This is a genomic window from Pseudomonas sp. NY15354, assembly GCF_048068075.1.
GTDB classification, from domain to species: Bacteria; Pseudomonadota; Gammaproteobacteria; order Pseudomonadales; family Pseudomonadaceae; genus Aquipseudomonas; species Aquipseudomonas guariconensis_C.
The window spans coordinates 121,502-147,387 of the sequence record NZ_JBLUPV010000007.1 but is presented as its reverse complement, the minus strand read 5'-3'; the positions used below and the strand labels follow the sequence as shown (position 1 = coordinate 147,387).

Annotated in this window: 28 protein-coding genes; 5 read left to right on the top strand and 23 right to left on the bottom strand. The window is 59.0% G+C overall.

Going from position 1 to position 25,886, the window contains the following annotated elements; translation table 11 throughout:
• Nucleotides 1-88: 88 nt before the first annotated feature.
• Complete coding sequence (gene cynS / locus ACNFCH_RS09980) at nt 89-559, bottom strand: cyanase (protein ID WP_337157700.1); 471 nt, start codon at nt 557-559, stop codon at nt 89-91.
• A gap of 30 nt (nt 560-589) precedes the next feature.
• Complete coding sequence (locus tag ACNFCH_RS09975; protein ID WP_196165469.1) at nt 590-1,249, bottom strand: carbonic anhydrase; 660 nt, start codon at nt 1,247-1,249, stop codon at nt 590-592.
• A 111-nt stretch (nt 1,250-1,360) separates the two neighbouring features.
• Between ACNFCH_RS09975 and cynR the strand changes: the two genes are divergently transcribed.
• From cynR to ACNFCH_RS09950, 5 genes are all read left to right on the top strand, one after another.
• Nucleotides 1,361-2,257, top strand: coding sequence for a transcriptional regulator CynR (gene cynR, locus ACNFCH_RS09970; protein ID WP_337157701.1), 897 nt, complete (start codon nt 1,361-1,363; stop codon nt 2,255-2,257).
• Between the two features lie 174 nt (nt 2,258-2,431).
• Entirely contained in the window at nt 2,432-3,322 is an 891-nt protein-coding gene (locus ACNFCH_RS09965) for a LysR substrate-binding domain-containing protein (protein ID WP_416742712.1), read from the top strand.
• Nucleotides 3,323-3,426: 104 nt separating this feature from the next.
• The gene (locus tag ACNFCH_RS09960) at nt 3,427-4,131 is read left to right on the top strand and encodes an SDR family oxidoreductase (RefSeq protein ID WP_196165466.1); all 705 of its coding nucleotides are present in this window, start codon (nt 3,427-3,429) and stop codon (nt 4,129-4,131) included.
• 53 nt (nt 4,132-4,184) lie between these two features.
• The gene (locus ACNFCH_RS09955; RefSeq protein WP_416742695.1) at nt 4,185-4,739 is read left to right on the top strand and encodes a pyridoxamine 5'-phosphate oxidase family protein; all 555 of its coding nucleotides are present in this window, start codon (nt 4,185-4,187) and stop codon (nt 4,737-4,739) included.
• A gap of 16 nt (nt 4,740-4,755) precedes the next feature.
• A complete protein-coding gene (locus tag ACNFCH_RS09950; protein ID WP_416742694.1) occupies nt 4,756-5,148 on the top strand; it encodes a Rid family detoxifying hydrolase in 393 nt (130 codons plus the stop codon).
• A 205-nt stretch (nt 5,149-5,353) separates the two neighbouring features.
• On the opposite strand, the gene glmS is transcribed toward ACNFCH_RS09950, so the two are convergent.
• From glmS to rpmH, 21 genes are all read right to left on the bottom strand, one after another.
• Nucleotides 5,354-7,189 (bottom strand): glutamine--fructose-6-phosphate transaminase (isomerizing), encoded by a 1,836-nt coding sequence (gene glmS, locus ACNFCH_RS09945; RefSeq protein WP_416742693.1) that lies wholly within the window; start codon nt 7,187-7,189, stop codon nt 5,354-5,356.
• Between the two features lie 2 nt (nt 7,190-7,191).
• Nucleotides 7,192-7,968 (bottom strand): DeoR/GlpR family DNA-binding transcription regulator, encoded by a 777-nt coding sequence (locus tag ACNFCH_RS09940; protein WP_070574410.1) that lies wholly within the window; start codon nt 7,966-7,968, stop codon nt 7,192-7,194.
• A 180-nt stretch (nt 7,969-8,148) separates the two neighbouring features.
• Nucleotides 8,149-9,516: a bifunctional UDP-N-acetylglucosamine diphosphorylase/glucosamine-1-phosphate N-acetyltransferase GlmU gene (glmU, locus tag ACNFCH_RS09935; RefSeq protein ID WP_337157706.1), complete on the bottom strand. Its 1,368-nt coding sequence runs from the start codon at nt 9,514-9,516 to the stop codon at nt 8,149-8,151.
• Between the two features lie 112 nt (nt 9,517-9,628).
• Nucleotides 9,629-10,054, bottom strand: coding sequence for a F0F1 ATP synthase subunit epsilon (locus ACNFCH_RS09930; protein WP_043214185.1), 426 nt, complete (start codon nt 10,052-10,054; stop codon nt 9,629-9,631).
• Nucleotides 10,055-10,098: 44 nt separating this feature from the next.
• Nucleotides 10,099-11,475, bottom strand: a complete 1,377-nt coding sequence (gene atpD / locus ACNFCH_RS09925; RefSeq protein ID WP_023383132.1) for a F0F1 ATP synthase subunit beta — start codon at nt 11,473-11,475, stop codon at nt 10,099-10,101.
• A gap of 27 nt (nt 11,476-11,502) precedes the next feature.
• Nucleotides 11,503-12,363, bottom strand: coding sequence for a F0F1 ATP synthase subunit gamma (gene atpG / locus ACNFCH_RS09920; protein WP_023383133.1), 861 nt, complete (start codon nt 12,361-12,363; stop codon nt 11,503-11,505).
• 48 nt (nt 12,364-12,411) lie between these two features.
• Complete coding sequence (gene atpA, locus ACNFCH_RS09915; protein WP_070091292.1) at nt 12,412-13,956, bottom strand: F0F1 ATP synthase subunit alpha; 1,545 nt, start codon at nt 13,954-13,956, stop codon at nt 12,412-12,414.
• Nucleotides 13,957-13,977: 21 nt separating this feature from the next.
• Nucleotides 13,978-14,514, bottom strand: coding sequence for a F0F1 ATP synthase subunit delta (locus ACNFCH_RS09910; RefSeq protein ID WP_043214190.1), 537 nt, complete (start codon nt 14,512-14,514; stop codon nt 13,978-13,980).
• A gap of 12 nt (nt 14,515-14,526) precedes the next feature.
• On the bottom strand, nt 14,527-14,997 hold the full coding sequence (locus ACNFCH_RS09905) for a F0F1 ATP synthase subunit B (RefSeq protein WP_102683388.1): 471 nt from the start codon (nt 14,995-14,997) through the stop codon (nt 14,527-14,529).
• 57 nt (nt 14,998-15,054) lie between these two features.
• On the bottom strand, nt 15,055-15,312 hold the full coding sequence (gene atpE / locus ACNFCH_RS09900) for a F0F1 ATP synthase subunit C (RefSeq protein WP_003097235.1): 258 nt from the start codon (nt 15,310-15,312) through the stop codon (nt 15,055-15,057).
• Nucleotides 15,313-15,457: 145 nt separating this feature from the next.
• Nucleotides 15,458-16,327 (bottom strand): F0F1 ATP synthase subunit A, encoded by an 870-nt coding sequence (gene atpB / locus ACNFCH_RS09895; protein WP_023383137.1) that lies wholly within the window; start codon nt 16,325-16,327, stop codon nt 15,458-15,460.
• Nucleotides 16,328-16,343: 16 nt separating this feature from the next.
• Nucleotides 16,344-16,751, bottom strand: coding sequence for a F0F1 ATP synthase subunit I (locus tag ACNFCH_RS09890; RefSeq protein WP_043214193.1), 408 nt, complete (start codon nt 16,749-16,751; stop codon nt 16,344-16,346).
• Between the two features lie 149 nt (nt 16,752-16,900).
• Nucleotides 16,901-17,773: a ParB/RepB/Spo0J family partition protein gene (locus ACNFCH_RS09885; protein ID WP_070091293.1), complete on the bottom strand. Its 873-nt coding sequence runs from the start codon at nt 17,771-17,773 to the stop codon at nt 16,901-16,903.
• A 9-nt stretch (nt 17,774-17,782) separates the two neighbouring features.
• Nucleotides 17,783-18,574 (bottom strand): ParA family protein, encoded by a 792-nt coding sequence (locus ACNFCH_RS09880; RefSeq protein WP_043214197.1) that lies wholly within the window; start codon nt 18,572-18,574, stop codon nt 17,783-17,785.
• Between the two features lie 18 nt (nt 18,575-18,592).
• A complete protein-coding gene (gene rsmG, locus ACNFCH_RS09875; protein WP_337157708.1) occupies nt 18,593-19,243 on the bottom strand; it encodes a 16S rRNA (guanine(527)-N(7))-methyltransferase RsmG in 651 nt (216 codons plus the stop codon).
• On the bottom strand, nt 19,240-21,132 hold the full coding sequence (mnmG, locus tag ACNFCH_RS09870) for a tRNA uridine-5-carboxymethylaminomethyl(34) synthesis enzyme MnmG (RefSeq protein WP_043214202.1): 1,893 nt from the start codon (nt 21,130-21,132) through the stop codon (nt 19,240-19,242). The genes rsmG and mnmG overlap by 4 nt, the downstream gene beginning before the upstream one ends.
• A gap of 503 nt (nt 21,133-21,635) precedes the next feature.
• Nucleotides 21,636-23,006, bottom strand: a complete 1,371-nt coding sequence (gene mnmE / locus ACNFCH_RS09865) for a tRNA uridine-5-carboxymethylaminomethyl(34) synthesis GTPase MnmE (RefSeq protein WP_337157709.1) — start codon at nt 23,004-23,006, stop codon at nt 21,636-21,638.
• 84 nt (nt 23,007-23,090) lie between these two features.
• Nucleotides 23,091-24,773: a membrane protein insertase YidC gene (gene yidC / locus ACNFCH_RS09860; RefSeq protein ID WP_337157710.1), complete on the bottom strand. Its 1,683-nt coding sequence runs from the start codon at nt 24,771-24,773 to the stop codon at nt 23,091-23,093.
• A 2-nt stretch (nt 24,774-24,775) separates the two neighbouring features.
• Nucleotides 24,776-25,021: a membrane protein insertion efficiency factor YidD gene (gene yidD, locus ACNFCH_RS09855; protein ID WP_011536514.1), complete on the bottom strand. Its 246-nt coding sequence runs from the start codon at nt 25,019-25,021 to the stop codon at nt 24,776-24,778.
• Nucleotides 25,014-25,418 (bottom strand): ribonuclease P protein component, encoded by a 405-nt coding sequence (gene rnpA, locus ACNFCH_RS09850; protein WP_081337396.1) that lies wholly within the window; start codon nt 25,416-25,418, stop codon nt 25,014-25,016. The genes yidD and rnpA overlap by 8 nt, the downstream gene beginning before the upstream one ends.
• A gap of 13 nt (nt 25,419-25,431) precedes the next feature.
• The gene (rpmH, locus tag ACNFCH_RS09845; RefSeq protein ID WP_003253163.1) at nt 25,432-25,566 is read right to left on the bottom strand and encodes a 50S ribosomal protein L34; all 135 of its coding nucleotides are present in this window, start codon (nt 25,564-25,566) and stop codon (nt 25,432-25,434) included.
• Between the last annotated feature and the right edge of the window lie 320 nt (nt 25,567-25,886).

Here is a 25,886-nt window from a genome sequence, read left to right as displayed (position 1 = left end):
ACAGATCGCGTCAACCGGTAGACGAGAAAAGGGCGAACATCACTGTTCGCCCTTTTCCTTTTTTAGCTGCGCTTTGCCTACGAACGGATCAGAACGGCTTGGTCGGCAGGTACTTGCCGTCCAGGGTGATCACCGCGCGGGAGCCACCTTCTGGATCTTCGACCTTCTTCACGTCCAGCTTGAAGTTGATGGCGCTGATGATGCCATCGCCGAACTTCTCATGGACCAGTGCTTTCAGGGTGGTGCCGTAGACCTGCAGCATCTCGTAGAAGCGGTAGATGGTCGGGTCGGTGGGTACGCGATTTTCGATGCTGCCGCGCAGCGGAATGGTCTGCAGCAGCGCCACGGCGTCGGCGTCGAGGCCCAACTTGTCACCCACAACCTGGGCAGCGTCCGCAGGCAGCGGGTGCTGGCCGAGCAGCGCGGCGGTGACGAACGCTTCGGACAGGCCGGTGCCTTCGGAGATCTGGGCGAAGGACAGATCCTTGCGAGCCTTGGACAGAAGGATGACTTCGGTCAGGACAACGCGGGCATTCTGGCTGACTTGAGACTGGATCATGGTGATATCTCCGTGGTGGATGTAAGGAATTCACACAGCGCGCTGCAGCTGAGGAGCGACGGCGCGAACATTGGGGTTGCTGGCGAGGGAAACGAACCGGCCGGTATGGCCATCGAAGGCGTCGATGCAGCCGCTCTCGATGTCGTAGATCCAGCCATGCAGCGCCACACGCCCCTCTTCCAGGGCCAGGCGCACGGATGGGTGGGTCTGGATGTTGGCCAATTGGGCAATCACGTTCTCGCGCACCATGGCCTCGACCTTCGTCTGGGGATCCTTGTGGCTGCGCGCCTCGTTCACCACTCGGGCGGAGTCGGCGTAGCGCAGCCAGCCGGCCACGGCTGGCATGTGGTCCAGGCATTTGCAGGTGGCGATGGCCGTCATGGCGCCGCAATCGGAGTGGCCACAAATCACGATGTCCGAGACCTGCAAGGCGGCGACGGCATATTCCACCGAAGCCGACACACCACCAGGCTCAGGGCCATAAGAAGGCACGATGTTACCGGCGTTGCGGATGACGAACAGATCACCCGGCTCGCGCTGAGTGACCAGCTCCGGTACCAGCCGGCTGTCCGAGCAAGAGATGAACAGCGCCCGCGGGTTCTGCTGGGTGGCCAAGTTCTTGAACAGGCTTACACGCTCGGGAAAGGCGTCTCGCTGGAATTTCAGAAAACCGTCGATGATGTCTTTCATGGCTGACTCCTCAGGTCGCGATGCGATGAGGCAGAGGTTACGCAGCCCATTTGATAAGGTAAAAGTCTCATTTATGATGCACAGCATCAGAAAATCTTATGAGATCGACACATGCTGGCTCGGCACATTCAGTACTTTCTAGCCGTGGCACAACACCGGAGCTTCACCCGCGCTGCCGCAGCCCTGCATGTTTCACAGCCGGCCCTGTCGCAGCAGGTCAGGCAGTTGGAAGAAAGCCTCGGTGCGCTGTTGTTCGACCGCTCTGGCCGCACGACCCGGCTGACCGACGCCGGAGAGGTCTATCTGCGTTATGCACAAAAGGCATCTGAGCAATTGCAGGAAGGTAAGCGCGCCATTCATGACGTGGCTGATCTGAGCCGAGGTTCGCTGCGGGTGGCCGTCACGCCGACCTTCACCACCTACTTGGTGGGCCCATTGGTCGAAGCCTTCCACAGCCGCTATCCGAACATCACCTTGAACGTGCGCGAAATCGCCCAGGAGCACATGGAAGAACGCCTGCTGGCCGACGAGCTTGATGTGGGAATCGCCTTCGAAGAAGTGCATGCCCAGGACATCGAAGCCTACCCGCTGCTGGTCGAAACCCTCGCCCTGGTGGTGGGTGAAAAGCATCCCCTGGCCGGGCAACGCGCCATCGGGCCTGAGGCCTTGAATGCTGAATCGCTGATCTTGCTCAGCAGCGAGTTCGCCACCCGCGAACAGATCGACCGCTACTGCCGCCAGCACGGCATTCACCCTCGCGTGTTGATGGAGGCCAACGCCATCAGCGCGGTCATCGAAGTGGTCCGTCGGACAACGCTATCCACCCTGCTGCCCGCCACCATCGCCCTCGCCCACGGCGATTTGATCGCCCTCGAGCTGGACCCGCTGCGACTCCAGCGCACCGCCGTGCTCATGCAGCGCAAGGGCGCCTACCAGAGCGCGGCAGCACGGGCGTTCATCGAACTGGCCAAGGCGGTGGCCGGAGGCTTGGAAAAGCACGCGAGTTAGGGCCAGCTCGATCAAGGACGTGAAGGTGGCTGATTGCTTCATGAAGCCCTCTGCTGGTTTTCTGCTGACACTGGTTCCTTTCCATATGTCTTCGACGTAGCCTCTGAAACTGTAGGACTGCGTTCAATCGTTCCCAGCGAGCCGGGAGATCATTCGAGTGTCAGTAGAAAAATCATCATGAACAGCCATTCGTCCTTACCGCCCCTTAACGCGCTAAGGGTCTTTGAAGTGGTGACCCGCCATTTGAATTTCCGGCTGGCCGCCGAGGAACTGGGAGTGACGCAGGCTGCTGTGGCGCAGCAAATTCGAGGGCTTGAGGCGATGCTCGAGCTGAAGCTGTTCGAGCGACTGCCCCGGGGGTTGCGTATGACGAATCCGGGCAGGACCTACAGCATTGCCATTCGTGAGGCCTTCGCCTTGATCAGCACAGCTACTGAGGCGCTCAAACCAGATGATCAGGATCTGACGGTGAGTGTCACGCCTACGTTTGCGGCGAAGTGGCTGATACCTAGACTGTCTTCGTTCTCAGCTGTGTACCCTCAGATCAATTTGCAGGTATTAGCCACTGACCGAATTTCGCACTTCCGACCTGATGGAGCGGACCTCGCTGTCCGTTACGGGCGAGCGCCTTTCGAGAACATGCTCAATGCCGAACTTCTCTTGCCTGAGCGTATCGTTGCGGTAGGTAGTCCGGCATTAATTGAAAAACTCGGTAGTCCGGAGAGCGTAGAGAAGCTCCAGGAATACACCCTGCTGCATGACGCACACAATTTTTGGCCAGCGTTCATTGAACAGGCCTTCGAAAGTGCCTTGCCCCTGCCCTTCAGAAATATGCGGTTCAATCAGACGGTATTAGCTATCGAGGCAGCAGCAGCAGGACAAGGGTTGGCCTTGGCTAGCTACTACTTTGTCAAAGACGATATAGAAGCAGGCAGATTAGCGCTGGCGACGACTCATCAGATGAGTTTGGAGAAAGCCTACTACTTGATCTGGCCACGAAACGCCCATCAGCCGGCGGCCCTTGAAACGGTGCGGGAATGGCTCATGGAGCAAGCCAGCCTATAAAAAATCTACTGAATCGAAGAAGCGTTGATGTCTCTCTGCTGAGTGCTGGGCGGTGCTAGTCTCCATTCACCAACCACCCATCCACGCCTCACTCAGGAGGATGTATGTCAGTAGAAAAAGTAGCAATCGTCACGGCCGGTGGCAGCGGCATGGGAGCAGCAGCAGCCCGTCGACTGGCTGCTGACGGCTTCAAGGTCGGTATCCTTTCATCCTCAGGCAAAGGGGAAGCATTGGCGCAAGAACTGGGAGGTATTGGGATAACCGGTAGTAACCAGTCGAATGAAGACCTGCAACGCCTGGTCGACGCAGTCATTCATAAATGGGGTCGTATTGACGTACTGGTAAACAGCGCCGGTCACGGCCCTCGTGCGCCGATTCTCGAGATCAGCGATGAGGATTGGCATAAGGGTATGGAAACATACCTGCTCAATGTGATCCGCCCTACGCGACTGGTGACGCCATACATGCAGCGTCAAAACGGCGGTGCGATCATCAATATTTCTACTGCCTGGGTGTTCGAGCCAAGCGAACTCTTCCCCACTTCGGCGGTATTCCGTGCCGGCCTGGCATCGTTTAGCAAAATCTTTGCTGACAAGTATGCGGCCGACAACATTCGCATCAACAACGTGCTGCCTGGTTGGATCGACAGCCTCCCAGCGACAGAGGAACGCCGTGACGGTGTGCCGCTCAAGCGCTATGGCACCAGCGAGGAAATCGCCGCCACTATCGCCTTCCTTGCGAGCGAAGGGGCCGCCTACATTACCGGCCAGAACATCAAGGTCGACGGCGGGGTTACCCGCAGCGTCTGATGGCCTCAGGGTCGTGTGCATTACGCGACCCTTCTTAATTCATCGGGATCGTCATGTTAGATCTGATTCTGGCCAAGGTATGGTCGGATTTATCTATCCCTGTGGGTAATAGTCCGAATCCGTTTCGCTTGATACAACTGGCCACGGTTGATGCCGACGGGCAACCCAAGGTAAGCACTGTTGTTTTGCGTGATGCGGATACGTTAACCAGGTCGATCTTTTTTTATGTGGACAAACGGTCGGCGAAGTACACAGAGATGCTTGCTGAACCTCGAGTCGGCATCGCTTCCATTGACCCCACAGGCAAGCTCCAGCTTCGGTGTGAGGGCCTAGCCGAACCTTTAAGGGATACCTCGTTGCTTGCCCAGCACTGGGTGCACGCGCGTGACAGGACTCAAGCGCTCTTTCGGCATGGGAACATACCAGGCGAGTCGATCCCTTTACCGTCAACTGCGTATGAAACTCACAGGGACGGTTTTGAAAACTTTGCTGTGGTGGCCGTCCACCTGAATAAAGTCGAGTGGCTCGACCTTACCCAGGATATCCACCAGCGGGCACGCTTCATTTGGCAAGGCGAGCATTGGCAGGCAGGTTGGATCGCCCCCTAAGACAGGATCAATTCTAATGAGCAGAATCGCTATCTACAGTGATCAGGCGCCGAAAGCTATCGGCCCGTATTCGCAAGCAGTCCACATGGGGGATTTGGTTTTCCTGACAGGGCAAATCGCGCTTCATCCTGAAAAGATGGAGTTGGCTCAGGGGATTGAAGCCCAAACCATTCAGGTGCTCGAGAACCTCCAGGCCGTAGCACAAGCCGCCGGCGGTAGTTTCTCGGACGTTGGAAAACTCACTATTTACCTCACGGACCTCTCGCACTTCGGGGTCGTGAACGAAATCATGAGCCGCTATTTCGAGGCACCTTTCCCCGCACGCGCTACCGTGGGGGTTTCCGCCCTCGCGTTGAATGCATTTGTTGCAATGGATGCAATTCTGGTACTTCCTCAAAAAACTGGATAGTCCTCCAGCGCTCCTCCGAACAACGACCGCATCTTGAGCGTGGATCTTCGCGAGCACAGCGCGGCTGTGTAACGGCTGCTCGTTTATCTTGAGATCCGAACCAACGGTTAGACCCAGAAACGGAAAGCCCCCGTAGATACGGGGGCTTACGCGTTGTGTAAAACATCCTTCCACACAGCCATGCGCCGCAAACGCGTGGAACGCCTTACTCCACCGTCACCGACTTGGCCAGGTTACGCGGCTGGTCGACGTCAGTGCCTTTGAGCACGGCCACGTAGTACGACAGCAACTGCAGCGGGATGGTATAGACGATCGGCGCCAGCGCATCGATGACGTGCGGCACTTTGATCACATGGGTGCCTTCGCCGTTGCTCATGCCGGCGTTCTCATCAGCGAACACGACCAGCTGGCCGCCGCGGGCGCGGACTTCCTGCAGGTTGGACTTGAGCTTTTCCAGCAGCTCGTTGTTCGGCGCCACGGTCACCACAGGCATGTCGTTGTCGACCAGGGCCAACGGACCGTGCTTGAGTTCACCGGCCGGGTAGGACTCGGCGTGGATGTAGGAGATTTCCTTGAGCTTGAGCGCCCCTTCCATGGCCACCGGATACTGGGCGCCACGGCCCAGGAATAGGGTGTGGTGCTTGTCGGCGAACAGCTCGGCGGTCTTTTCGACGATGCTGTCCATCGCCAAGGCTTCACCCAGGCGGGTCGGCAGGCGGCGCAGTTCTTCCACCAGCTCGGCCTCGACGCCCGTCGGCAAGGTGCCACGCACCTGGCCCAGGGCCAGGGTCAGCAGCATCAACGAAACCAGCTGGGTGGTGAAGGCCTTGGTCGAGGCCACGCCGATTTCCGGGCCAGCCAGGGTCAGCAGGGTCAGGTCCGACTCGCGCACCAGCGAGCTGATGCCCACGTTGCAAATCGCCAGGCTCCCCAGGAAGCCCAGTTCCTTGGCGTTGCGCAGGGCGGCCAGGGTATCGGCGGTTTCACCGGACTGGGAGATGGAGACGAACAAAGTGTCCGGCTGCACCACTACCTTGCGGTAGCGGAACTCGCTGGCGACTTCGACCTGGCACGGGATGCCGGCCAGCTCTTCGAGCCAGTAACGGGCGACCATGCCGGCGTGGTAGCTGGTACCGCAGGCGACGATCTGGACATTGCGAACCTTGGCGAACAGCTCGGCGGCTTGCGGACCGAAAGCCTGGACCATGACGTGGTCCTTGCCCAGGCGACCTTCCAGCGTGCGCTGGACGACGCTCGGCTGCTCGTGGATCTCCTTGAGCATGAAGTGGCGGTAAGCGCCTTTGTCCGCGGCCTCGGCCCCTTCGTGATACTGCACCGTCTCACGCTGAACCTTGTGGCCGGCCTGGTCCCAGATGCTCACCTGGTCACGGCGGATCTCGGCGATGTCGCCTTCTTCCAGGTACATGAAGCGGTCAGTGACCTGGCGCAGCGCCAGTTGGTCGGAGGCCAGGAAGTTTTCACCCAGGCCCAGGCCGATCACCAGCGGGCTGCCACTGCGGGCGGCGACCAGGCGATCCGGCTGGTGCTTGCTGATCAGCGCCAGGCCGTAGGCACCGTGCAGGCGCTGGACAGCGGCCTTGAGGGCGTCGGTAATGTCAGGGACGGATTTCAGGATGTGGTGAATCAGGTGCACGATGACTTCGGTATCGGTTTCCGATGCGAAGACATAGCCCAGGCCCTTGAGTTCTTCACGCAGGGCTTCATGGTTCTCGATGATGCCGTTGTGAACAACCGCCACATCGTCGCCGGAGAAGTGTGGGTGGGCGTTGTGTTCGGTCGGCGCACCGTGGGTAGCCCAGCGGGTGTGGGCAATCCCGAGTTGGCCTGCCAAAGGGTCGGCGGCAACAGCGGCTTCAAGCTCGCTGACCTTGCCGATACGCCGACGACGCTCGAGAACGCCTTGGGCAGTCAGAACCGCCAGGCCCGCGCTGTCGTACCCGCGGTACTCCAGGCGCTTGAGGCCCTCGATGAGGATGGCAGTGATATTACGCTCGGCTACGGCACCGACGATTCCACACATGATTATTGCTCCTGGCTGATCGCGGCGCAGATCAGGTTGATGCCGCGGGCTTGAATCTGTTCGCGTGCCTCCAGCGGCAGGCGATCATCTGTAATAAGGGTGTTGACGCTGCCCCAGGGCAGCTCGAGGTTGGGGATCTTGCGCCCGACTTTGTCCGACTCGACCATCACGATCACTTCCCGGGCGACTTCAGCCATGACCCGGCTCAGGCCCAGCAGTTCATTGAAGGTCGTGGTGCCACGGGTGAGGTCGATGCCATCGGCGCCGATGAACAACTGGTCGAAATCGTAGGAGCGCAGAACCTGCTCGGCAACCTGGCCCTGGAAGGATTCGGAATGAGGATCCCAAGTACCCCCAGTCATCAGCAGCACCGGCTCATGCTCCAGTTCGCTGATGGCACGAGCGACGTTCAGGGAGTTGGTCATCACCACCAGGCCGGGCTGACGCCCCAGCTGCGGGATCATGGCAGCGGTGGTGCTGCCGCTGTCGATGATGATGCGCGCGTGTTCACGGATCCGCCCTACCGCCGCCTTGGCAATCGCCTGCTTGTAGCTCGACACAGGCTGCACGGTCTCGACGAGCATTTCCTGTGGCACAGGGATGGCGCCGCCATAGCGACGCAGCAACAGCCCGTTGGATTCGAGCGCTGCCAAGTCCTTGCGAATGGTGACTTCCGAGGTTTCGAAACGCTTGGCCAGGGCGTCCACGCTCACCTCGCCTTGCTCGTTGAGCAAAGCCAGGATGTTGTGACGGCGCTGAGGAGTGTTTCGTTTCGACATTAGCGGTTTAAGTTTCGGTTCGAAAGATAATGGTTGCAATCAAAACCTAAGCCTAACGATTCGTCAAGCACTGCCCGCGGTATTCTGTCGGCCAGTTGAATGGCCCATCGTTTTCCACAGACAGAAAAAAAGCCGGCTTATTCACATAAGCCGGCTTGTGCATAACTGTTTGTGGATAAATCAGCTCTTCTTGATTTTCTCAGGGCGTTTCCAGCCATCGATATTGCGTTGGCGCGCGCGGGCCACCGCCAACTGCTTGGCTTCGACGGTTTGGGTGATGGTCGAACCCGCTGCGGTGGTGGCACCCGCCTGGATTTCCACAGGAGCGACCAAGGAGTTGTTGGACCCGATGAACACGTCTTCGCCCATCACGGTCTTGAACTTGTTGGCGCCATCATAGTTGCAGGTGATGGTGCCTGCGCCGATGTTGGTACGCGCACCGATCTCGGCGTCACCCAGATAGGTCAGGTGGCCGGCCTTGGCGCCTTCGCCCAGGCGGGCGTTCTTGAGTTCGACAAAGTTACCCACATGGGCCTTGGCGTCGAGCACACTGCCAGGGCGCAGGCGAGCGAACGGGCCGGCATCGCTGCCCTCCCCCATCACGGCCCCCTCGATATGGCTGTTGGCCTTGATGATCGCGCCCTTGCGCAGGGTGCTGTCCTTGATCACGCAGTTGGGGCCGATCTGCACATCATCCTCGATGACCACCTTGCCTTCGAGGATCACGTTGATGTCGATCAGCACATCGCGGCCAACCGTTACTTCACCACGGACATCGAAGCGCGACGGGTCACGCAGGGTCACGCCCTGGGCCATCAGGCGGCGCCCTTCGCGCAGTTGATAATGACGCTCGAGCTCCGACAGCTGGCGCCGGTCGTTGGCGCCCTGCACTTCCATCGGGTCGTGAGGCTGCTCGGTGGCCACCACCAGGCCATCGGCCACGGCCATGGCAATCACGTCGGTGAGGTAGTACTCGCCCTGGGCGTTGTTGTTGGACAAACGGCCCATCCAGTCATTCAGGCGTGCCGCCGGCATGGCCAGGATGCCGGTGTTGCCTTCCTTAATTGCTTTCTGCGCATCGCTGGCGTCCTTGTGCTCCACGATGGCCGTCACCTGGCCCTGGGCATCGCGAACGATACGGCCATATCCGGTCGGGTCCTCGAGATCGACCGTCAGCAGGCCCAGCTGATTGGCGTTGACCTTGGCCAGCAGACGCTGGAGGGTCTCGACCTCGATCAACGGCACATCGCCATAGAGCACCAGTACGGTATCGGCGGTGATCGCTGGCAGCGCCTGGGCAACGGCATGGCCGGTGCCCAGCTGTTTGTCCTGCATCACGAAGTTCAGGTCACTGGCGGCCAGACGCTCACGCACCAACTCCGCACCATGGCCGATGACCACATGAATGCCCGTCGGCTTCAGCTGCCGGGCGCTGTGGATAACATGGCCCAGCATGGAATTGCCAGCAACCGGATGCAGCACCTTTGGCAGTGCCGAACGCATGCGGGTACCTTGGCCTGCGGCGAGAATAACGATATCGAGAGACATTGACTGGCTACCAATCCTGGGCGGTCAGTGACATGACCGGTATATGAGGGACAAAAAGAAAAAGGGTAGCCGATGGCTACCCTTTTTCTCAATCTGCATGAAGCCTGCGGTATCAGCCGCCGAACTTCTTGCGGATCTGCTGGACGGTACGCAGCTGGGCTGCGGCCTCGGCCAGACGTGCGGATGCGGCACTGTAGTCGAAATCCGCGCCTTTCTCATGCAGGGCCTTCTCAGCAGCCTTGACGGCATCCTGAGCGGAGGCTTCGTCCAGGTCGGCGGCACGTTGCACGGTATCGGCGAGTACCTTGACCATGTTCGGCTGCACTTCCAGGAAACCACCGGAGATGTAGAACACCTCGCGATCGCCACCCTGCTTGGTCAGCGTGATCGGACCTGGTTTCAGATTGGTGATCAGCGGCGCGTGGCCTGGAGCGATACCCAGATCGCCCAGGTTGCCGTGCGCAACCACCATCTCGACCAGACCGGAGAAGATTTCTCCTTCCGCGCTGACGATATCGCAATGGACTGTCATAGCCATCTGCTTGCCTCAACCTGATTAGCGCCCCTTTCGGGGCGCCGGGATTACAGTTTCTTGGCTTTCTCGATCGCTTCGTCGATGCTGCCGACCATGTAGAACGCTTGTTCTGGCAGGTGGTCGTAGTCACCTTTGAGGATGCCGCTGAAGCCAGCGATGGTGTCTTTCAGGGAAACGTACTTGCCTGGCGAACCGGTGAAGACTTCGGCCACGAAGAACGGCTGCGACAGGAAGCGCTGGATCTTACGAGCGCGGGCAACCAGTTGCTTGTCGGCTTCGGACAGTTCGTCCATACCCAGGATCGCGATGATGTCCTTCAGCTCTTTGTAGCGCTGCAGAACATACTGAACCTGGCGGGCAGTTTCGTAGTGCTCGTTGCCGATCACGTTCGGGTCCAGCTGGCGCGAAGTCGAGTCCAGTGGGTCGACCGCTGGGTAGATACCCAGGGAGGCGATGTCACGGGACAGAACGACGGTGGCGTCCAAGTGGGCGAAGGTAGTGGCTGGAGACGGGTCGGTCAGGTCGTCCGCAGGTACGTATACGGCCTGGATCGAGGTGATCGAACCTTCTTTGGTCGAAGTAATACGCTCTTGCAGAACGCCCATCTCTTCGGCCAGGGTCGGCTGGTAACCTACTGCCGAAGGCATACGGCCCAGCAGTGCGGATACTTCGGTACCGGCCAGGGTGTAACGATAGATGTTGTCGACGAACAGCAGAACGTCGTTACCTTCGTCACGGAACTTCTCAGCCATGGTCAGGCCGGTCAGCGCTACGCGCAGACGGTTTCCTGGTGGCTCGTTCATCTGACCGTAGACCAGCGCTACTTTGTCGAGAACGTTGGAGTCCTTCATCTCGTGGTAGAAGTCGTTACCCTCACGAGTACGCTCACCCACACCGGCGAACACGGAATAACCGCTGTGCTCGATGGCGATGTTACGGATCAGTTCCATCATGTTAACGGTCTTGCCGACGCCGGCACCACCGAACAGACCAACCTTACCACCCTTGGCGAACGGGCAGACCAGGTCGATTACCTTGATGCCGGTTTCCAGCAGGTCGTTGCCGCCTGCCTGGTCAGCGAACGAAGGCGCCTTCTGGTGGATACCACGACGCTCTTCCTCGCCGATCGGACCCGCTTCGTCGATCGGGTTGCCCAGAACGTCCATGATACGGCCCAGGGTGGCCTTACCAACTGGAACGGAAATGGCAGCGCCGGTGTCGACGACATCCAGACCGCGCTTCAGGCCTTCGGTGGAGCCCATCGCAATGGTACGAACCACGCCGTCGCCCAGCTGCTGCTGAACTTCCAGGGTGGTTTCCGCGCCTTGTACTTTCAGCGCGTTGTAAACACTCGGCACGACGTCACGTGGGAATTCCACGTCGATGACGGCGCCGATGATTTGAACGATACGTCCGCTACTCATAGCTGGATCCTCTGAATATTTGAACCGTTAAACCGCGGCAGCGCCGCCGACGATTTCCGAGATCTCCTGGGTGATCGCAGCCTGACGCGCCTTGTTGTAGATCAGCTGGAGTTCGCTGATCAAATCACCGGCGTTGTCTGTGGCGTTCTTCATGGCGATCATCCGGGCCGCTTGTTCAGCAGCGTTGTTCTCGACCACCGCCTGGTACACCTGCGACTCCACGTAACGCACCATCAAGCCGTCCAGCAGCTCTTTTGCGTCGGGTTCGTACAGGTAATCCCAGTGATGCTTGAGATCTTGATCCGGGGTTGCCACCAACGGTACCAATTGCTCGACCGTCGGTTTTTGGGTCATGGTGTTGATGAACTTGTTCGAAACCACGGAGAGGCGATCGATACGGCCGTCCAGGTAGGCGTCCAGCATCACTTTGACGGAGCCGATCAGATCGTTGATCGATGGCTCTTCGCCCAGGTGGCTGATCGCGGCTACGACGTTGCCGCCAAAGATGCGGAAGAAAGTCGCACCCTTGCTGCCGATCACGCACAGGTCGATTTCAACGCCCTGTTCGCGGTTTTCGTTCATGTCCTTGACCAGGGCCTTGAACAGGTTGGTGTTCAAGCCACCGCACAGACCACGGTCACTGCTCACCACGATATAACCGGCGCGCTTTACAGGGCGCTCGATCATGAACGGGTGGCGGTATTCCGGGTTGGCGTTGGCCAGATGACCGATCACCTGGCGGATACGCTCCGCGTAAGGACGGCTAGCAGCCATGCGCAGTTGTGCCTTGCGCATCTTGCTGACCGCCACTTTCTCCATGGCGCTGGTAATTTTTTGCGTGCTTTTGATGCTCGCAATCTTACTGCGAATCTCTTTTGCGCCTGCCATGTATCACCTATCAGGTTAGCAAGCGGGGGCCGGAGCCCCCGCTGCGGCTTACCAGGTCTGGGTGGCCTTGAACTTCTCGATACCGGCTTTCATGCCAGCGTCGATTTCGTCGTTGAAGTCACCCTTCACGTTGATCTTGGCCATCAGTTCGGCGTGATCACGGTTGAAGTAGGCGATCAGTGCTTGCTCGAAGCTACCGACCTTGGAGACTTCTACGTCGGTCAGGAAGCCACGCTCAGCGGCGTACAGCGACAGCGCCATGTCCGCGATGGACATCGGAGCGTACTGCTTCTGCTTCATCAGCTCGGTAACGCGCTGACCATGCTCCAGCTGCTTGCGGGTCGCTTCGTCCAGGTCAGAAGCGAACTGGGCGAATGCAGCCAGTTCACGGTACTGAGCCAGAGCGGTACGGATACCACCGGACAGCTTCTTGATGATCTTGGTCTGAGCGGCACCACCAACACGGGATACCGAAACACCGGCGTTAACTGCAGGGCGGATGCCCGAGTTGAACATGGCCGATTCCAGGAAGATCTGACCGTCGGTGATCGAGATCACGTTGGTCGGAACGAACGCGGAAACGTCGCCAGCCTGGGTTTCGATGATCGGCAGAGCGGTCAGGGAACCGGTCTTGCCAGTCACGGCACCGTTGGTGAACTTCTCGACGTACTCTTCGGAAACGCGCGAAGCACGCTCCAGCAGACGGGAGTGGAGATAGAACACGTCGCCTGGGTACGCTTCACGTCCTGGTGGACGGCGCAGCAGCAGGGAGATCTGACGGTAAGCAACGGCCTGCTTGGACAGGTCATCGTAAACGATCAGCGCGTCTTCACCGCGGTCACGGAAGTATTCGCCCATGGTGCAACCGGCGTACGGAGCCAGGAACTGCAGTGCGGCGGATTCCGAGGCGCTGGCGGCAACAACGATGGTGTTGGCCAGGGCGCCGGCTTCTTCCAGCTTGCGAACGACGTTGGCGATGGTCGACTGCTTCTGGCCAACGGCCACGTAGACGCAGAAGATGCCGCTGTCTTTCTGGTTGATGATCGCGTCGACCGCCATGGCGGTCTTACCGATCTGACGGTCACCGATGATCAGCTCGCGCTGGCCACGGCCAACCGGGATCATGGCGTCGACCGACTTGTAACCAGTCTGTACAGGCTGGTCTACCGACTTACGCCAGATAACGCCCGGAGCGACCTTTTCAACCGCGTCGGTTTCGGTGGTGGTCAGAGGACCTTTACCATCGATCGGGTTGCCCAGCGCGTCAACGACGCGGCCCAGCAGGCCCTTGCCGACCGGCACTTCGAGGATGCGACCGGTGCACTTGGCGCTCATGCCCTCAGCGAGGGAGGTGTACGCACCCAGTACCACTGCACCGACGGAGTCTTGCTCCAGGTTCAGTGCCATACCGTATACGCCGCCCGGGAACTCGATCATTTCGCCGTACATAGCGTCGGCCAGACCGTGGATCCGCACGATACCGTCGGAAACACTTACGACGGTACCTTCGTTACGGGCTTGGGAGCCGACATCGAGCTTCTCGATGCGACCCTTGATGATTTCACTAATTTCGGAAGGATTGAGTTGCTGCATTGCTCTGCTGCCCCTTCAAACTCAAGATTTCAATGCTTCGGCCAGTTTCGCGATCTTGCCGCGAACCGAGCCATCGATTACCAGGTCGCCGGCGCGGATGACGACGCCGCCGATCAGGCTGGCATCCTCCGACGCGTGCAGGCGCACTTCCCGGCTGAGCCGTGCACTGAGAACCTTGGCGAGTTTGTCTTGCTGTTCTTGGTTCAACGCAAAAGCACTGGTGACTTCCACGTCCACGGATTTCTCTTGCTCGGCCTTGTACAGGTCGAACAGAGCGGCAATCTCCGGCAGGAGCAGGAGACGGTCGTTTTCCGCGGCAACATGAATGAAATTCTGTGCCTGTGCATCGAACTTGTCACCGCACACTTCAATGAATGCGGCGGCCTTTTCTGCGCTTGTCAGTCGCGGGGCCTTGAGCAGGCGCTGCATGGTGTCGTCTTCCGACACCGCAGCAGCCAGGCCGAGCATGGCTGACCAATTGGCCAGTTGCTGATGGGCCTGGGCGTGCTCAAAGGCAGCCTTAGCGTAAGGTCGGGCCAACGTGGTCAGTTCTGCCATGATCGCCCTCGCTTAAATTTCAGCGGCCAGTTTGTTAACCAGCTCCGCATGCGCGTTTTGATCGATTGTGGCGCCAAGGATCTTTTCAGCACCGCCAACGGCCAGGGCACCCACTTGGGCACGCAGGGCGTCTTTGACGCTGTTGAGTTCCTGTTCGATCTCGGCTTGAGCCTGAGCCTTCACACGGTCAGCTTCGACGCGAGCCTGTTCACGGGCTTCCTCGACAAGCTGAGCAGCGCGTTTCTTGCTTTGCTCAATGATTTCGGCTGCCTGTGCCTTTGCTTCACGCAGTTGCTGACCCACTTTCTCTTGGGCCAGCTCCAGGTCGCGAGCTGCGCGGTTGGCAGCGTCCAAGCCGTCGGCAATCTTCTTTTGGCGCTCTTGCAGAGCAGTGATGACCGGAGGCCATACGTACTTCATGCAGAAGAGCACAAAAATCAGGAAAGCAACGGATTGGCCAATCAGGGTTGCATTAATGTTCACGCCAACACCTCGCTCGGTCTTTGTCCATCACACCAATCAACTCGTAGAAACGAGTGATTAGCCGGCGATCTGACCAACGAAGGGGTTCGCGAAGGTGAAGAACAGAGCGATACCAACACCGATCATGGTTACGGCGTCGAGCAGACCGGCAACGATGAACATTTTGACCTGCAGCATCGGAACCATCTCAGGCTGACGAGCAGCGCCTTCCAGGAACTTGCCGCCCAGCAGGCCGAAACCAATGGCGGTACCCAGAGCACCCAGGCCGATCAGCAGAGCAACAGCGATAGCGGTCAGACCAACTACAGTTTCCATCTTTCCTCCCGACTTTTACGTCGTATTGGTTAGGTTTTTAGTTTGAAGCGGTAAAACAAATCGTTTGGTACAGCGGTGCCCTTGCGGACGTTTTCAGCCTTCCCCCCAAACAGGCAGGGAAGGCTATCAGACACGCCAGGCGGTCTTAATGGTTATCTTCGTGAGCCATCGACAGGTAGACGATGGTGAGCATCATGAAGATGAAGGCTTGCAGGGTGATGATCAGGATGTGGAACACAGCCCACGCCCACTGCAGCACCACACCCAGGCCGCTGAGCCACAGGATGCCGGCGCCGAACATCACGGCGATCAGGATGAACACCAGTTCGCCGGCATACATGTTGCCGAACAGACGCAGTGCCAGCGAGATCGGCTTGGCGATCAGGGTGACGAATTCCAGCAGGAAGTTCACAGGGATCAGCAGAATCTGAACGAAGATGTTCTTGCTGCCGAACGGGTGCAGGGTCAGCTCACCGATGAAGCCGCCCAGGCCCTTGACCTTGATGCTGTAGAAGATGATGAGCGCGAACACGCAGAAGGCCATGGCCAGGGTGGCGTTCGGGTCGGTGGTCGACACGGCACGGAACGGAATGTGCGGGTCGCCGGAGATCAGGATCGCCAGTTGTGGGATCCAGTCGACCGGAACCAGGTCGATGGCGTTCATCAGGAACACCCAGACGAAAATGGTCAGCGCCAGTGGGGCGATCACCGGGCTACGGCCGTGGAAGGAATCCTTCACGCTGCCGTTGACGAAGTCCACCAGCACTTCAACGAAGTTCTGCAGACCGCCAGGCTGGCCGGAAGTCGCCTTCTTGGCTGCCATGCGGAAGATGAACAGGAAGATCAGACCCAGCGCGACGGACCAACCCAGGGTGTCCAGGTGGAACGCCCAGAAGCCCATTGCCTTGGCTTCTGCAGCCGAATGGGCGAAGCCCCAGCTGCCGTCTGGTAGTTGACCGTAGGTCAGGTTCTGCAAGTGGTGCTGGATATAGCCCGAAGCGGTTTCTGCTGCCATGGTTGCCTCAAACGCCCTAAGGTCTCGAAAGTCTTTTATTCATCAGCAGGGGCGCGAACCAGCTGACCAGTAGGGTCAGCAGGAAGACGCCGAATACTGCTAACGGCGCCAATGGCTTCACTCCTGCGAAGGTCAGTGCAAAAAGCACTGCCGTCAAAATCAATTTGCCTGCCTCGCCTGCGTAGAACGACTTGACGATGGCCTGCGCTGCCCTGGCCCCGCTATAGCGAAAAGCCTTCCAGGCGAAATACACATTGGGCAACCAGCCAATCAGCCCTCCGCAGAGACCTGAATAACCGCTGACCGCCCCTTGCCACTGCCACAACACCAGAGTTGCCAGCAGAAACACGATACATTGAGCCAGCAGTACCGGAAAAACCGCCCAGCGATGGAAAGGCAAGCGGTTTGGCGTGCGGATTTCCATCACAACTGCTCCTCGAAAGTCGACCGTCAAGTCAGCAATGACTTGGCATAATTTGTGCCGACAAAATGCGCGCAGAGTATAGGGGTGGTTTAACCCCTATTCAACTCTTCGGTAGTGATTTCCGACTGCGCGCTACAACAGGAAGTGTTTCAGCGAATGTGAGCGAGTACGCCTTGTAACTCATCAAGAGAGTTGTAACGAATTACAAGTTGGCCTTTGCCCTTGTTGCCATGGCGTATCTGAACCGCCGAGCCCAGGCGCTCTGCCAGACGCTGTTCAAGGCGTGCGATATCCGGATCAGGTTTGCTCGGCTCGACCGGATCAGATTTGCCATTGAGCCATTGACGCACCAATGCCTCGGTCTGGCGCACGGTGAGGCCACGTGCGACAACATGCCGCGCCCCCTCTTCCTGGCGATCTTCTTCCAGGCCAAGCAACGCACGGGCATGGCCCATCTCCAAATCGCCATGGGCAAGCATGGTCTTGATCGCTTCAGGCAGCGAGATCAGACGCAACAGGTTGGCCACGGTGACGCGCGACTTGCCGACGGCATCGGCGACCTGTTGCTGGGTCAGCTCGAACTCCTGCTGCAGACGCTGCAGCGCCAGGGCCTCTTCCAGCGGGTTAAGGTCCTCGCGCTGGATGTTCTCGATCAACGCCATGGCAATGGCGGCTTCGTCCGGCACTTCGCGGACCATGGCCGGAATGGTGTCCAGGCCAGCCTGCTGGGTGGCGCGCCAGCGGCGCTCACCGGCGATGATTTCGTAGCGGTTTTCGCCGATCGGGCGGACCACGATCGGTTGCATTACGCCCTGGTTGCGAATCGAGTGCGCCAGCTCTTCGAGCGCTTCGGGGTCCATGTCGCGGCGTGGCTGATACTTGCCGCGCTGGATCAGTTCGACGGGCAGGTGTTGCAGTTCTTTCTGGTCCACCTTCACAGCCTGCTCTTCGAGCGCGCCAACGGAAGGACCACTGAGCAGTGCATCCAACCCACGTCCGAGACCCCGTTTCTTAACGGCCATGCGGATTCCTTAAGTTGTCTGTGCAGTGCGTGATTGACGACGTTGACGGCGTACCAGTTCCCCGGCCAGTGCCAGGTAGGCCAGTGCGCCACGCGATTGTTTGTCGTAGGCCAGGGCCGGCATGCCGAAACTCGGTGCCTCGGCCAAGCGGATGTTGCGCGGGATGACCGTATCGTACAGCTGGTCGCCGAAGTGCTCCTTGAGCTGGGCCGAAACATCGTTGTTCAGGCTCAGGCGCGGGTCGTACATGGTCCGCAGCAGGCCTTCGATCTTCAGCTCCGGGTTCAGGCGCGCAGCGATGCGCTTGATGTTATCCACAAGGTCGCTGAGACCTTCGAGTGCGTAGTACTCGCACTGCATCGGGATGATCACGCCATCGGAGGCGACCAGAGCATTGAGGGTCAGCATCGACAGCGAGGGTGGGCAGTCGATGAGGATGAAATCGTAGTTCTCGCGGATCGGCGCCAACGCGTTGCGCAGGCGGCTCTCCTTCATCTGCATCTCCAGCAGCACCACTTCCGCGGCGGTGAGATCGCGGTTGGCCGGCAGCAGTTGGAAGCCGCCGTGCTCGGAGTAGTGCATGGCCTGGGCCAGGTCGCATTCCCCGATCAGCAGGTCATAGACCGAATGCTCCAGGACGTGCTTGTCCACACCACTGCCCATGGTGGCGTTGCCCTGTGGATCGAGGTCGATCAGCAACACGCGACGCTTGGTCGCGGCCAGCGATGCGGCGAGATTGATACAGGTGGTGGTCTTGCCCACACCACCTTTCTGGTTCGCGATTGCGAATACCTTAGCCATTGTTGCGTGTGTTCCCAGTCATGCCTTGCGGCGCAGTATCAGCAGATGGCGCTGGCCCTGGCAACCCGGAACGGTCAGGGCCTGCTCGCTTTCCACTGTGAAGTCTGCGGGCAATGCTACCAGTTCATCGGCCGGATGCAGCCCCTTCATTGCAAGCCATTGCGTCCGGGTGTCGCCCAAGTGGCGCGTCCAATTGGTGAAGTTCTCCATGCTGCTGAATGCACGGGAGATGATGCCGCAGAACGGCTGTGTTGGCTGGAACGCTTCGACCCGGCTGTGGATAACCTGCAGGTTGTCCAGCTTGAGCTCCATCTTCACCTGGGTGAGGAAGCGAGTCTTCTTGCCGTTGCTGTCGAGCAACGTCACTTGTTTGTTCGGATGCAGAATGGCCAGCGGGATGCCAGGCATGCCGCCGCCGCTGCCGACATCCAGCCAGCTTTGGGTGTCATTGTGGATAAACGACATGACACTGAGGCTGTCGAGCAGGTGACGCGACACCATCTCGTCCGGGTCGCGCACTGCGGTCAAGTTGTAGGCCTTGTTCCATTTGATCAACAGGGCCAGGTAACCCAGCAGTTTTTCATGCTGCTGCGGGCTCAGTTCGACACCGAGCTGGCGCGCACCTGTGGACAACTCTTCTGCGTGTTGCGGGGTGACCAGGGAACTCAAGCGCTTTGCTCCAATTCGCGACCTGCGCCGCGTTTTTTCAGATGAATCAGCAACAGGGAAATCGCCGCCGGTGTCACGCCCGGAATCCGCGAAGCCTGTCCTAAGGTCTCAGGGCGAGTCTGGCCAAGCTTGCTCTGGATCTCCTTGGACAGCCCAGAGATCGTGGTGTAGTCGATATCCACAGGCAGGCGGGTATCTTCACTGGCACGCAGACGGGCGATTTCTTCCTGCTGGCGGTCGATGTAACCGGCGTACTTGGTCTTGATCTCGACTTGTTCGGCCACCTGTGGATCGATTTGTTCCCCACCAGTCGCTTCGATCAACCCGGCATAGTCGATTTCAGGACGCGCCAGCAGGTTGAGCAAGTTGTACTCGTGGCTCAGCGGCGTTCCGAACTTGTCCACAACTGCCTGGCCTTCGGGTGTTCCCGGACGGATCCAAGTCGACTTCAAGCGCTGCTCCTCGCGCTCGATGCCTTCACGCTTGGCACAGAAAGCGGCCCAGCGGGCGTCGTCGATCAGCCCCAGCTCGCGGCCCTTTTCGGTCAGGCGCAGGTCGGCGTTGTCTTCGCGCAGGATCAGCCGGTACTCGGCACGCGAAGTGAACATGCGGTACGGCTCCTGGGTGCCGAGGGTGATCAGGTCGTCGACCAGCACGCCGATGTAGGCCTCGTCGCGACGCGGGCACCAGCTGTCACGGCCCTGCGCGCGCAGCGCGGCGTTGGTACCGGCCAGCAGGCCTTGGGCGCCAGCCTCTTCGTAGCCGGTGGTGCCGTTGATCTGCCCGGCGAAGAACAACCCGCCGATGACCTTGGTCTCCAGGCTGTATTTGAGGTCGCGCGGATCGAAATAGTCGTACTCGATGGCATAGCCCGGGCGGACGATGTGGGCGTTTTCCATGCCGCGGATCGATCGAACGATATCCAGCTGCACGTCGAATGGCAGCGAAGTGGAGATGCCGTTGGGATACAGCTCGTGGGTGGTCAGGCCTTCCGGCTCGATGAACACCTGATGGCTTTCCTTGTCGGCGAAGCGATGGATCTTGTCTTCGATCGAAGGGCAGTAGCGTGGTCCGACGCCTTCGATGACACCCGAGTACATCGGCGAACGGTCGAGGTTCGAGGCGATGATCTCGTGAGTGCGAGCATTGGTGTGGGTGATCCAGCAGCTCACCTGACGCGGGTGCATGTCGGCATTGCCCATGAACGACATCACCGGAATCGGCGTATCGCCCGGTTGTTCGGTCATTACCGAAAAGTCCACGGAACGGCCATCGATTCGTGGCGGGGTGCCAGTCTTCAGGCGGCCAACGCGTAGCGGCAGTTCACGCAGGCGGTGGGCCAAGGCAATCGCGGGTGGATCGCCGGCGCGACCGCCGGAATAGTTCTGCAGACCGATGTGGATAAGTCCACCGAGGAAGGTACCTGTGGTCAGTACCACCGAGTCGGCAAAGAAGCGCAGACCCATCTGGGTGATCACACCTTTGACCTGGTCCTGCTCGACGATCAGGTCGTCGCAGGACTGCTGGAATATCCACAGGTTCGGCTGGTTTTCCAGGATCTCGCGAACCACAGCCTTGTAGATGGCACGGTCGGCCTGGGCTCGGGTCGCGCGGACGGCCGGGCCTTTGCGGTTGTTCAGGATGCGGAACTGGATGCCGCTCTTGTCGGTGGCCAGCGCCATGGCGCCGCCGAGCGCATCGATTTCCTTGACCAGGTGACTTTTGCCGATGCCACCGATGGCCGGGTTGCAGCTCATGTGACCGAGGGTTTCCACGTTATGGGTCAGCAGCAGGGTTTTTACACCCATGCGTGCGGACGCAAGCGCAGCCTCGGTACCGGCATGGCCGCCGCCGATGACGATCACTTCAAAACGGGAAGGGAAATCCACCACGCACCTCGTGCCTGTTTTGCGAATAGAGAAGGTAAGCGGACAAGTATAGGGACTTCACCCCCTTCAAAGAAACCATCTGAGCAAAATTTGACCAGGCTGTGGATGAATGGCAGGTAAAAGAAAACAAAGAGGAAAAATTTAAAAAAGCTTTGTTTTTATGTTTATTCTTAGGACCCCATGCCTCTGTGGATAAATCCATACAGCCCAGTATTCATAATGCTTTGGAGAATTCAAAACCCTGTGCTTGAAGGGCCATGAGGGTTCTGGATAACGGCGTTTAACCTGTGGATTAAAGTGGCTCTTACCCACAGGTCGGTTTGTCCTCAACAAAAAAGCCGGGTTATCAACGGTGCTGAACCCGACTTTTCCACAGAGCTCATCCGCCCGGGTTTGCGTCTGTTGATGATTTTTTTCGCGACGGCGCTGCCTGTCCGGTCTTTCCACAGGCAAAAAAAAACCGCTCCCTGTGGAGCGGCTCTGTGTGAAAGAACGACGCAGTGTTATTTACCGATACAGAAGCTCGAGAAGATGCGTCCCAGCAGGTCGTCAGAACTGAATGCCCCAGTGATCTCCCCCAACGCCTGCTGTGCCTGACGCAGGTCTTCGGCCAGCAGCTCACCCGCGCCCGCCAGCGTCAGTTGCGCACGACCGTGCTCCAGGTGCGTCTCGGCTTGGCGCAAGGCCTCCAGATGACGACGACGGGCGCTGAAGCTGCTTTCGGCAGTCTGCTCATAGCCCATGCAGGCCTTGAGATGGTCACGCAACAAGTCCAGCCCACAGTCTTCGCCCTTCGCGCTGAGGGTGATGGTCACGTGGCCATCTTCGCACTGCTCCATGGCGATCGATTCACCACTGAGGTCGGCCTTGTTGCGAATCAGTGTGACCTTGGCCGGATCTGGCCGTTGATCGAGAAATTCTGGCCACAAGGCGAACGGATCGCTCGCCTCCGGCGCGGTAGAGTCCACCACCAGCAGCACCCGATCTGCTTCATTGATGGCCTTCAGTGCACGTTCCACACCGATCTTTTCCACATGATCGTCGGTGTCGCGCAGACCAGCGGTGTCCACCACGTGCAGCGGCATGCCATCGATGTGGATATGTTCACGCAGGATATCCCGCGTGGTGCCGGCGATATCCGTGACAATGGCCGCTTCTCGGCCGGCCAGGCGGTTGAGCAGGCTGGATTTGCCAGCGTTCGGACGTCCGGCGATGACGACCGTCATACCATCGCGCAGCAAAGCACCCTGTCCGGCTTCGCGCTGCACTGTGGACAACTCGCTGCGTACGATATCGAGCATCGCCAGCACATGCCCATCGGCCAGAAAATCGATCTCCTCTTCAGGAAAGTCGATGGCCGCCTCGACGTAGATGCGCAAGGCGATCAACGCTTCGGTGAGGCTATGTACACGCTTGGAGAAAGCCCCCTGCAGCGAGCGCAGGGCATTGCGCGCAGCCTGGGTGGAGCTGGCTTCGATCAAGTCGGCGATCGCCTCGGCCTGGGCAAGGTCGAGCTTGTCGTTGAGAAAGGCCCGCTCGCTGAACTCACCTGGGCGTGCCAGGCGGCAGCCTAACTGCAAACAGCGCTGCAGGAGCATGTCCATGACCACCGGCCCACCATGGCCCTGGAGCTCCAAGACGTCCTCGCCGGTGAACGAATTCGGCCCGGGGAAGAACAAGGCGATGCCTTCGTCCAGCACCAAGCCATCGTTGTCACGGAACGGGCCATAGTGGGCGTGGCGCGGCGTCAGGGTACGGCCGGTGATAGCCTGCCCTGCCTGGCTGGCCAGGGGACCGGACAAACGAACGATGCCAACGCCTCCCCGCCCTGGGGCGGTGGCGATGGCGGCGATGGTTTCACGCACAGTGTTCATGCTCGAAAACCTCTACGGAAAATACACAGATAGCAAAAACGCCCCACGAGGGGGCGTTTTTATTCACAGACCGTCAGCCGTTCTTCAAGCAGCGGCTTTTTTGGTCGCGGCTTCGATGCTACGGGTGATGTACCACTGCTGTGCGATCGACAGGCAGTTGTTCACAACCCAGTACAGCACGAGGCCGGCCGGGAACCACAGGAAGAAGAAGGTGAAGATGATCGGCATCAGCTTCATGACCTTGGCCTGCATCGGATCCGGCGGCGTCGGGTTCAGGCGCTGCTGGATGAACATGGTGGCACCCATGATGATCGGCAGGATGAAGAATGGATCCTTGATCGACAGGTCGGTGATCCACAGCATCCAGGGGGCCTGGCGCATCTCGACGCTTTCCAGCAGTACCCAGTACAGGGCCAGGAACACGGGCATCTGGACCAGGATCGGCAGGCAGCCACCCAGCGGGTTGATCTTCTCTTTCTTGTACAGCTCCATCATCGCCTGGGACATCTTCTGGCGATCGTCACCGAAGCGTTCCTTGAGCTGGGCCAGTTTCGGCGCAACGGCACGCATACGCGCCATCGAACGGTAGCTGGCAGCCGAAAGCGGGAAGAACAGACCCTTGATGAGCATGGTCAGGACAATGATCGACCAGCCCCAGTTACCCAGCAGGCTGTGGATATGTTGCAGCAGCCAGAAGATCGGCTGGGCAATGAACCACAGGAAGCCGTAGTCGACAGTCAGTTCCAGGCCTGGGGACAGTTCCTTGAGCTTGGACTGGATCTTCGGACCGGCATACAGCATGGCGCTGGTCTCAGCCTTGGCGCCAGCAGGGACGTTCAGGGCTGGACCGGTATAACCGATGATGTAGTTGCCCTGGCTGTCCTTGCGGGTCTGGACGACATTGTTGTCCGACTTGCTCGGGATCCAGGCGGTCACGAAGTAGTGCTGCAGCCAGGCGACCCAGCCACCGGACACATTTTCTTTCAAACTGCCTTTGTCGATGTCTTTCATCGACACTTTCTTGTACGGCTCCGAAGCTGTCCACAGGGCTGCGCCCAGGTAGGTCGCGGTGCCGGTGGCAGTGCTCGATGAAGGATCGGAGCTGGCGTCACGCTTGAGCTGGGCAAACAGGTTGCCGTTCCACGCCTGGCCGCTCTGGTTGTCGATCAGGTAGCTGACGGTCAGGTCGTACTCACCGCGCTTGAAGCTGAAGCGCTTGATGTAGTTGACGCCGTTCTCGCTGAACTTCAGGTCCACGACCAGTTGGTCCTGGCCGTCAGCCAGCTGGTAGCTCTTGCTGTCGGAAGCGTACAGCGGGCGACCGCTGGAACGGGCATCCGGGCCGTTGCTGCCAGTCAGACCGCTCTGGGCCAGATAGACGCGCTCGCCGCCGTTGTCGAACAGCTGGAACGGAATGTCTGGATGGTCCTGACGACGCGGGTATTTCGGCAGGGTCAGCTGGACGATGTCACCACCTACCGGGTCGATAGCCAGGTTCAGGACATCAGTCTTGATCCGGATCAGGTCCTTGCTGACAGCGACCGGGGCCAGCTCGGCTGGGCTGGCTTCAGCATTGGTGCTCGGCACATCGGCGCTGGCGCCGTTGTTGCCGGCCGGCACGGTGTCCGGCAGCGCCGGGGCCACATTGCTGGCAGCAGTATTCTGAGTCGGCAAGGCAGCCTGACCGTAGTCCTGGTTCCATTTCAGGACCATGACGTAGGACACGATTGCCAGGGCGACGATCAGGATCGTGCGTTTAATATCCATGATTACTCGGCTATCGAAGAAGTTCGGGAGGAAGGAGCGGGTGGAACGGGATCGAAACCACCGTCGTTCCACGGATGACAACGCCCCAGGCGACGAACGGCCAGCCACCCACCACGCAAGAGGCCATGGTTTTCAATGGCTTCATAAGCGTAACAGGAGCAACTGGGGTAGAAACGACAGTGACTGGCCATCAGTGGACTAATGGCATAACGGTAAAACTGGATCGGAACGAGTGCCAGTTTACGCATCGTGACTGTCTACCCCTGCGGAATCGGCATTAGCCGCTGGAGAGGGCCGACTGCGAATCAGTCGCTTCCAGAGCTTGCCAAAGTGTTGGTGCAATTCTGGGTTTTCAATCTCGCCCAATCCCTTGCGCGCGACGATCACGATGTCCAATCCAGCGAGCAGCTGCTGATTCAGACGGAACGAATCGCGCATCAAGCGCTTGAGACGATTGCGTTGAACGGCGAGCTTGACGCTCTTCTTGCCGATCACCAAGCCGAGGCGCGGATGATCGAGGCCGTTCTCGCGAGCAAGGATAAGCAGGTTTTTCCCTGGAACCTTGCCGGTTGGGGAGTCGAAGACCGCTTTGAAATGCCGGGGTGTAAGCAGTCGCTTATCCCGACTGAAGTCCTGACTCACCACCTGTGCCGAAAAATCAAATTGCCAGACGCTTACGGCCTTTGGCACGACGACGCGACAGAACAGCGCGGCCGTTCTTGGTAGCCATACGGGCACGGAAGCCGTGGGTGCGCGCGCGCTTGATGGTGCTTGGTTGGAAAGTACGTTTCATGGCGTGTTACCTGGGTTTGTCGACAACGGGCCGGAATGGCCCCCTTTTTAAGAGACCGGCGATTCTAGAGAAAGCAAGCCCATAGGTCAATTTCCAACCAGCTTTTGCCTTATAGAGCAGATGAAGGGGCCGAAGGTCGTCACGTGGCTTGATCGGACGTAGACGAGAAGACAACATGAAAAAAAAGAAGGACATATAAAAAGCTTTTCTGAAGAACTTATAGATCTTTAGTGGATAACCTTCTGTGGATAACTGTCGTTAGGCCTTTATCCATGGTGCCTACGGCGAATCATAACCTTGTCGGTAAGCCGTGCCTTCAC

Excerpts from the sequence above, each read along its gene's own strand:
- cynS (WP_337157700.1), bottom strand. The coding sequence starts at position 559 with ATGATCCAGTCTCAAGTCAGCCAGAATGCCCGCGTTGTCCTGACCGAA.
- ACNFCH_RS09975 (WP_196165469.1), bottom strand. The coding sequence starts at position 1,249 with ATGAAAGACATCATCGACGGTTTTCTGAAATTCCAGCGAGACGCCTTT.
- cynR (WP_337157701.1), top strand. The coding sequence starts at position 1,361 with ATGCTGGCTCGGCACATTCAGTACTTTCTAGCCGTGGCACAACACCGG.
- ACNFCH_RS09960 (WP_196165466.1), top strand. The coding sequence starts at position 3,427 with ATGTCAGTAGAAAAAGTAGCAATCGTCACGGCCGGTGGCAGCGGCATG.
- ACNFCH_RS09955 (WP_416742695.1), top strand. The coding sequence starts at position 4,185 with ATGTTAGATCTGATTCTGGCCAAGGTATGGTCGGATTTATCTATCCCT.
- ACNFCH_RS09950 (WP_416742694.1), top strand. The coding sequence starts at position 4,756 with ATGAGCAGAATCGCTATCTACAGTGATCAGGCGCCGAAAGCTATCGGC.
- glmS (WP_416742693.1), bottom strand. The coding sequence starts at position 7,189 with ATGTGTGGAATCGTCGGTGCCGTAGCCGAGCGTAATATCACTGCCATC.
- ACNFCH_RS09940 (WP_070574410.1), bottom strand. The coding sequence starts at position 7,968 with ATGTCGAAACGAAACACTCCTCAGCGCCGTCACAACATCCTGGCTTTG.
- glmU (WP_337157706.1), bottom strand. The coding sequence starts at position 9,516 with ATGTCTCTCGATATCGTTATTCTCGCCGCAGGCCAAGGTACCCGCATG.
- ACNFCH_RS09930 (WP_043214185.1), bottom strand. The coding sequence starts at position 10,054 with ATGGCTATGACAGTCCATTGCGATATCGTCAGCGCGGAAGGAGAAATC.
- atpD (WP_023383132.1), bottom strand. The coding sequence starts at position 11,475 with ATGAGTAGCGGACGTATCGTTCAAATCATCGGCGCCGTCATCGACGTG.
- atpG (WP_023383133.1), bottom strand. The coding sequence starts at position 12,363 with ATGGCAGGCGCAAAAGAGATTCGCAGTAAGATTGCGAGCATCAAAAGC.
- atpA (WP_070091292.1), bottom strand. The coding sequence starts at position 13,956 with ATGCAGCAACTCAATCCTTCCGAAATTAGTGAAATCATCAAGGGTCGC.
- ACNFCH_RS09910 (WP_043214190.1), bottom strand. The coding sequence starts at position 14,514 with ATGGCAGAACTGACCACGTTGGCCCGACCTTACGCTAAGGCTGCCTTT.
- atpE (WP_003097235.1), bottom strand. The coding sequence starts at position 15,312 with ATGGAAACTGTAGTTGGTCTGACCGCTATCGCTGTTGCTCTGCTGATC.
- atpB (WP_023383137.1), bottom strand. The coding sequence starts at position 16,327 with ATGGCAGCAGAAACCGCTTCGGGCTATATCCAGCACCACTTGCAGAAC.
- ACNFCH_RS09890 (WP_043214193.1), bottom strand. The coding sequence starts at position 16,751 with ATGGAAATCCGCACGCCAAACCGCTTGCCTTTCCATCGCTGGGCGGTT.
- ACNFCH_RS09885 (WP_070091293.1), bottom strand. The coding sequence starts at position 17,773 with ATGGCCGTTAAGAAACGGGGTCTCGGACGTGGGTTGGATGCACTGCTC.
- ACNFCH_RS09880 (WP_043214197.1), bottom strand. The coding sequence starts at position 18,574 with ATGGCTAAGGTATTCGCAATCGCGAACCAGAAAGGTGGTGTGGGCAAG.
- mnmE (WP_337157709.1), bottom strand. The coding sequence starts at position 23,006 with ATGAACACTGTGCGTGAAACCATCGCCGCCATCGCCACCGCCCCAGGG.
- yidC (WP_337157710.1), bottom strand. The coding sequence starts at position 24,773 with ATGGATATTAAACGCACGATCCTGATCGTCGCCCTGGCAATCGTGTCC.
- yidD (WP_011536514.1), bottom strand. The coding sequence starts at position 25,021 with ATGCGTAAACTGGCACTCGTTCCGATCCAGTTTTACCGTTATGCCATT.
- rpmH (WP_003253163.1), bottom strand. The coding sequence starts at position 25,566 with ATGAAACGTACTTTCCAACCAAGCACCATCAAGCGCGCGCGCACCCAC.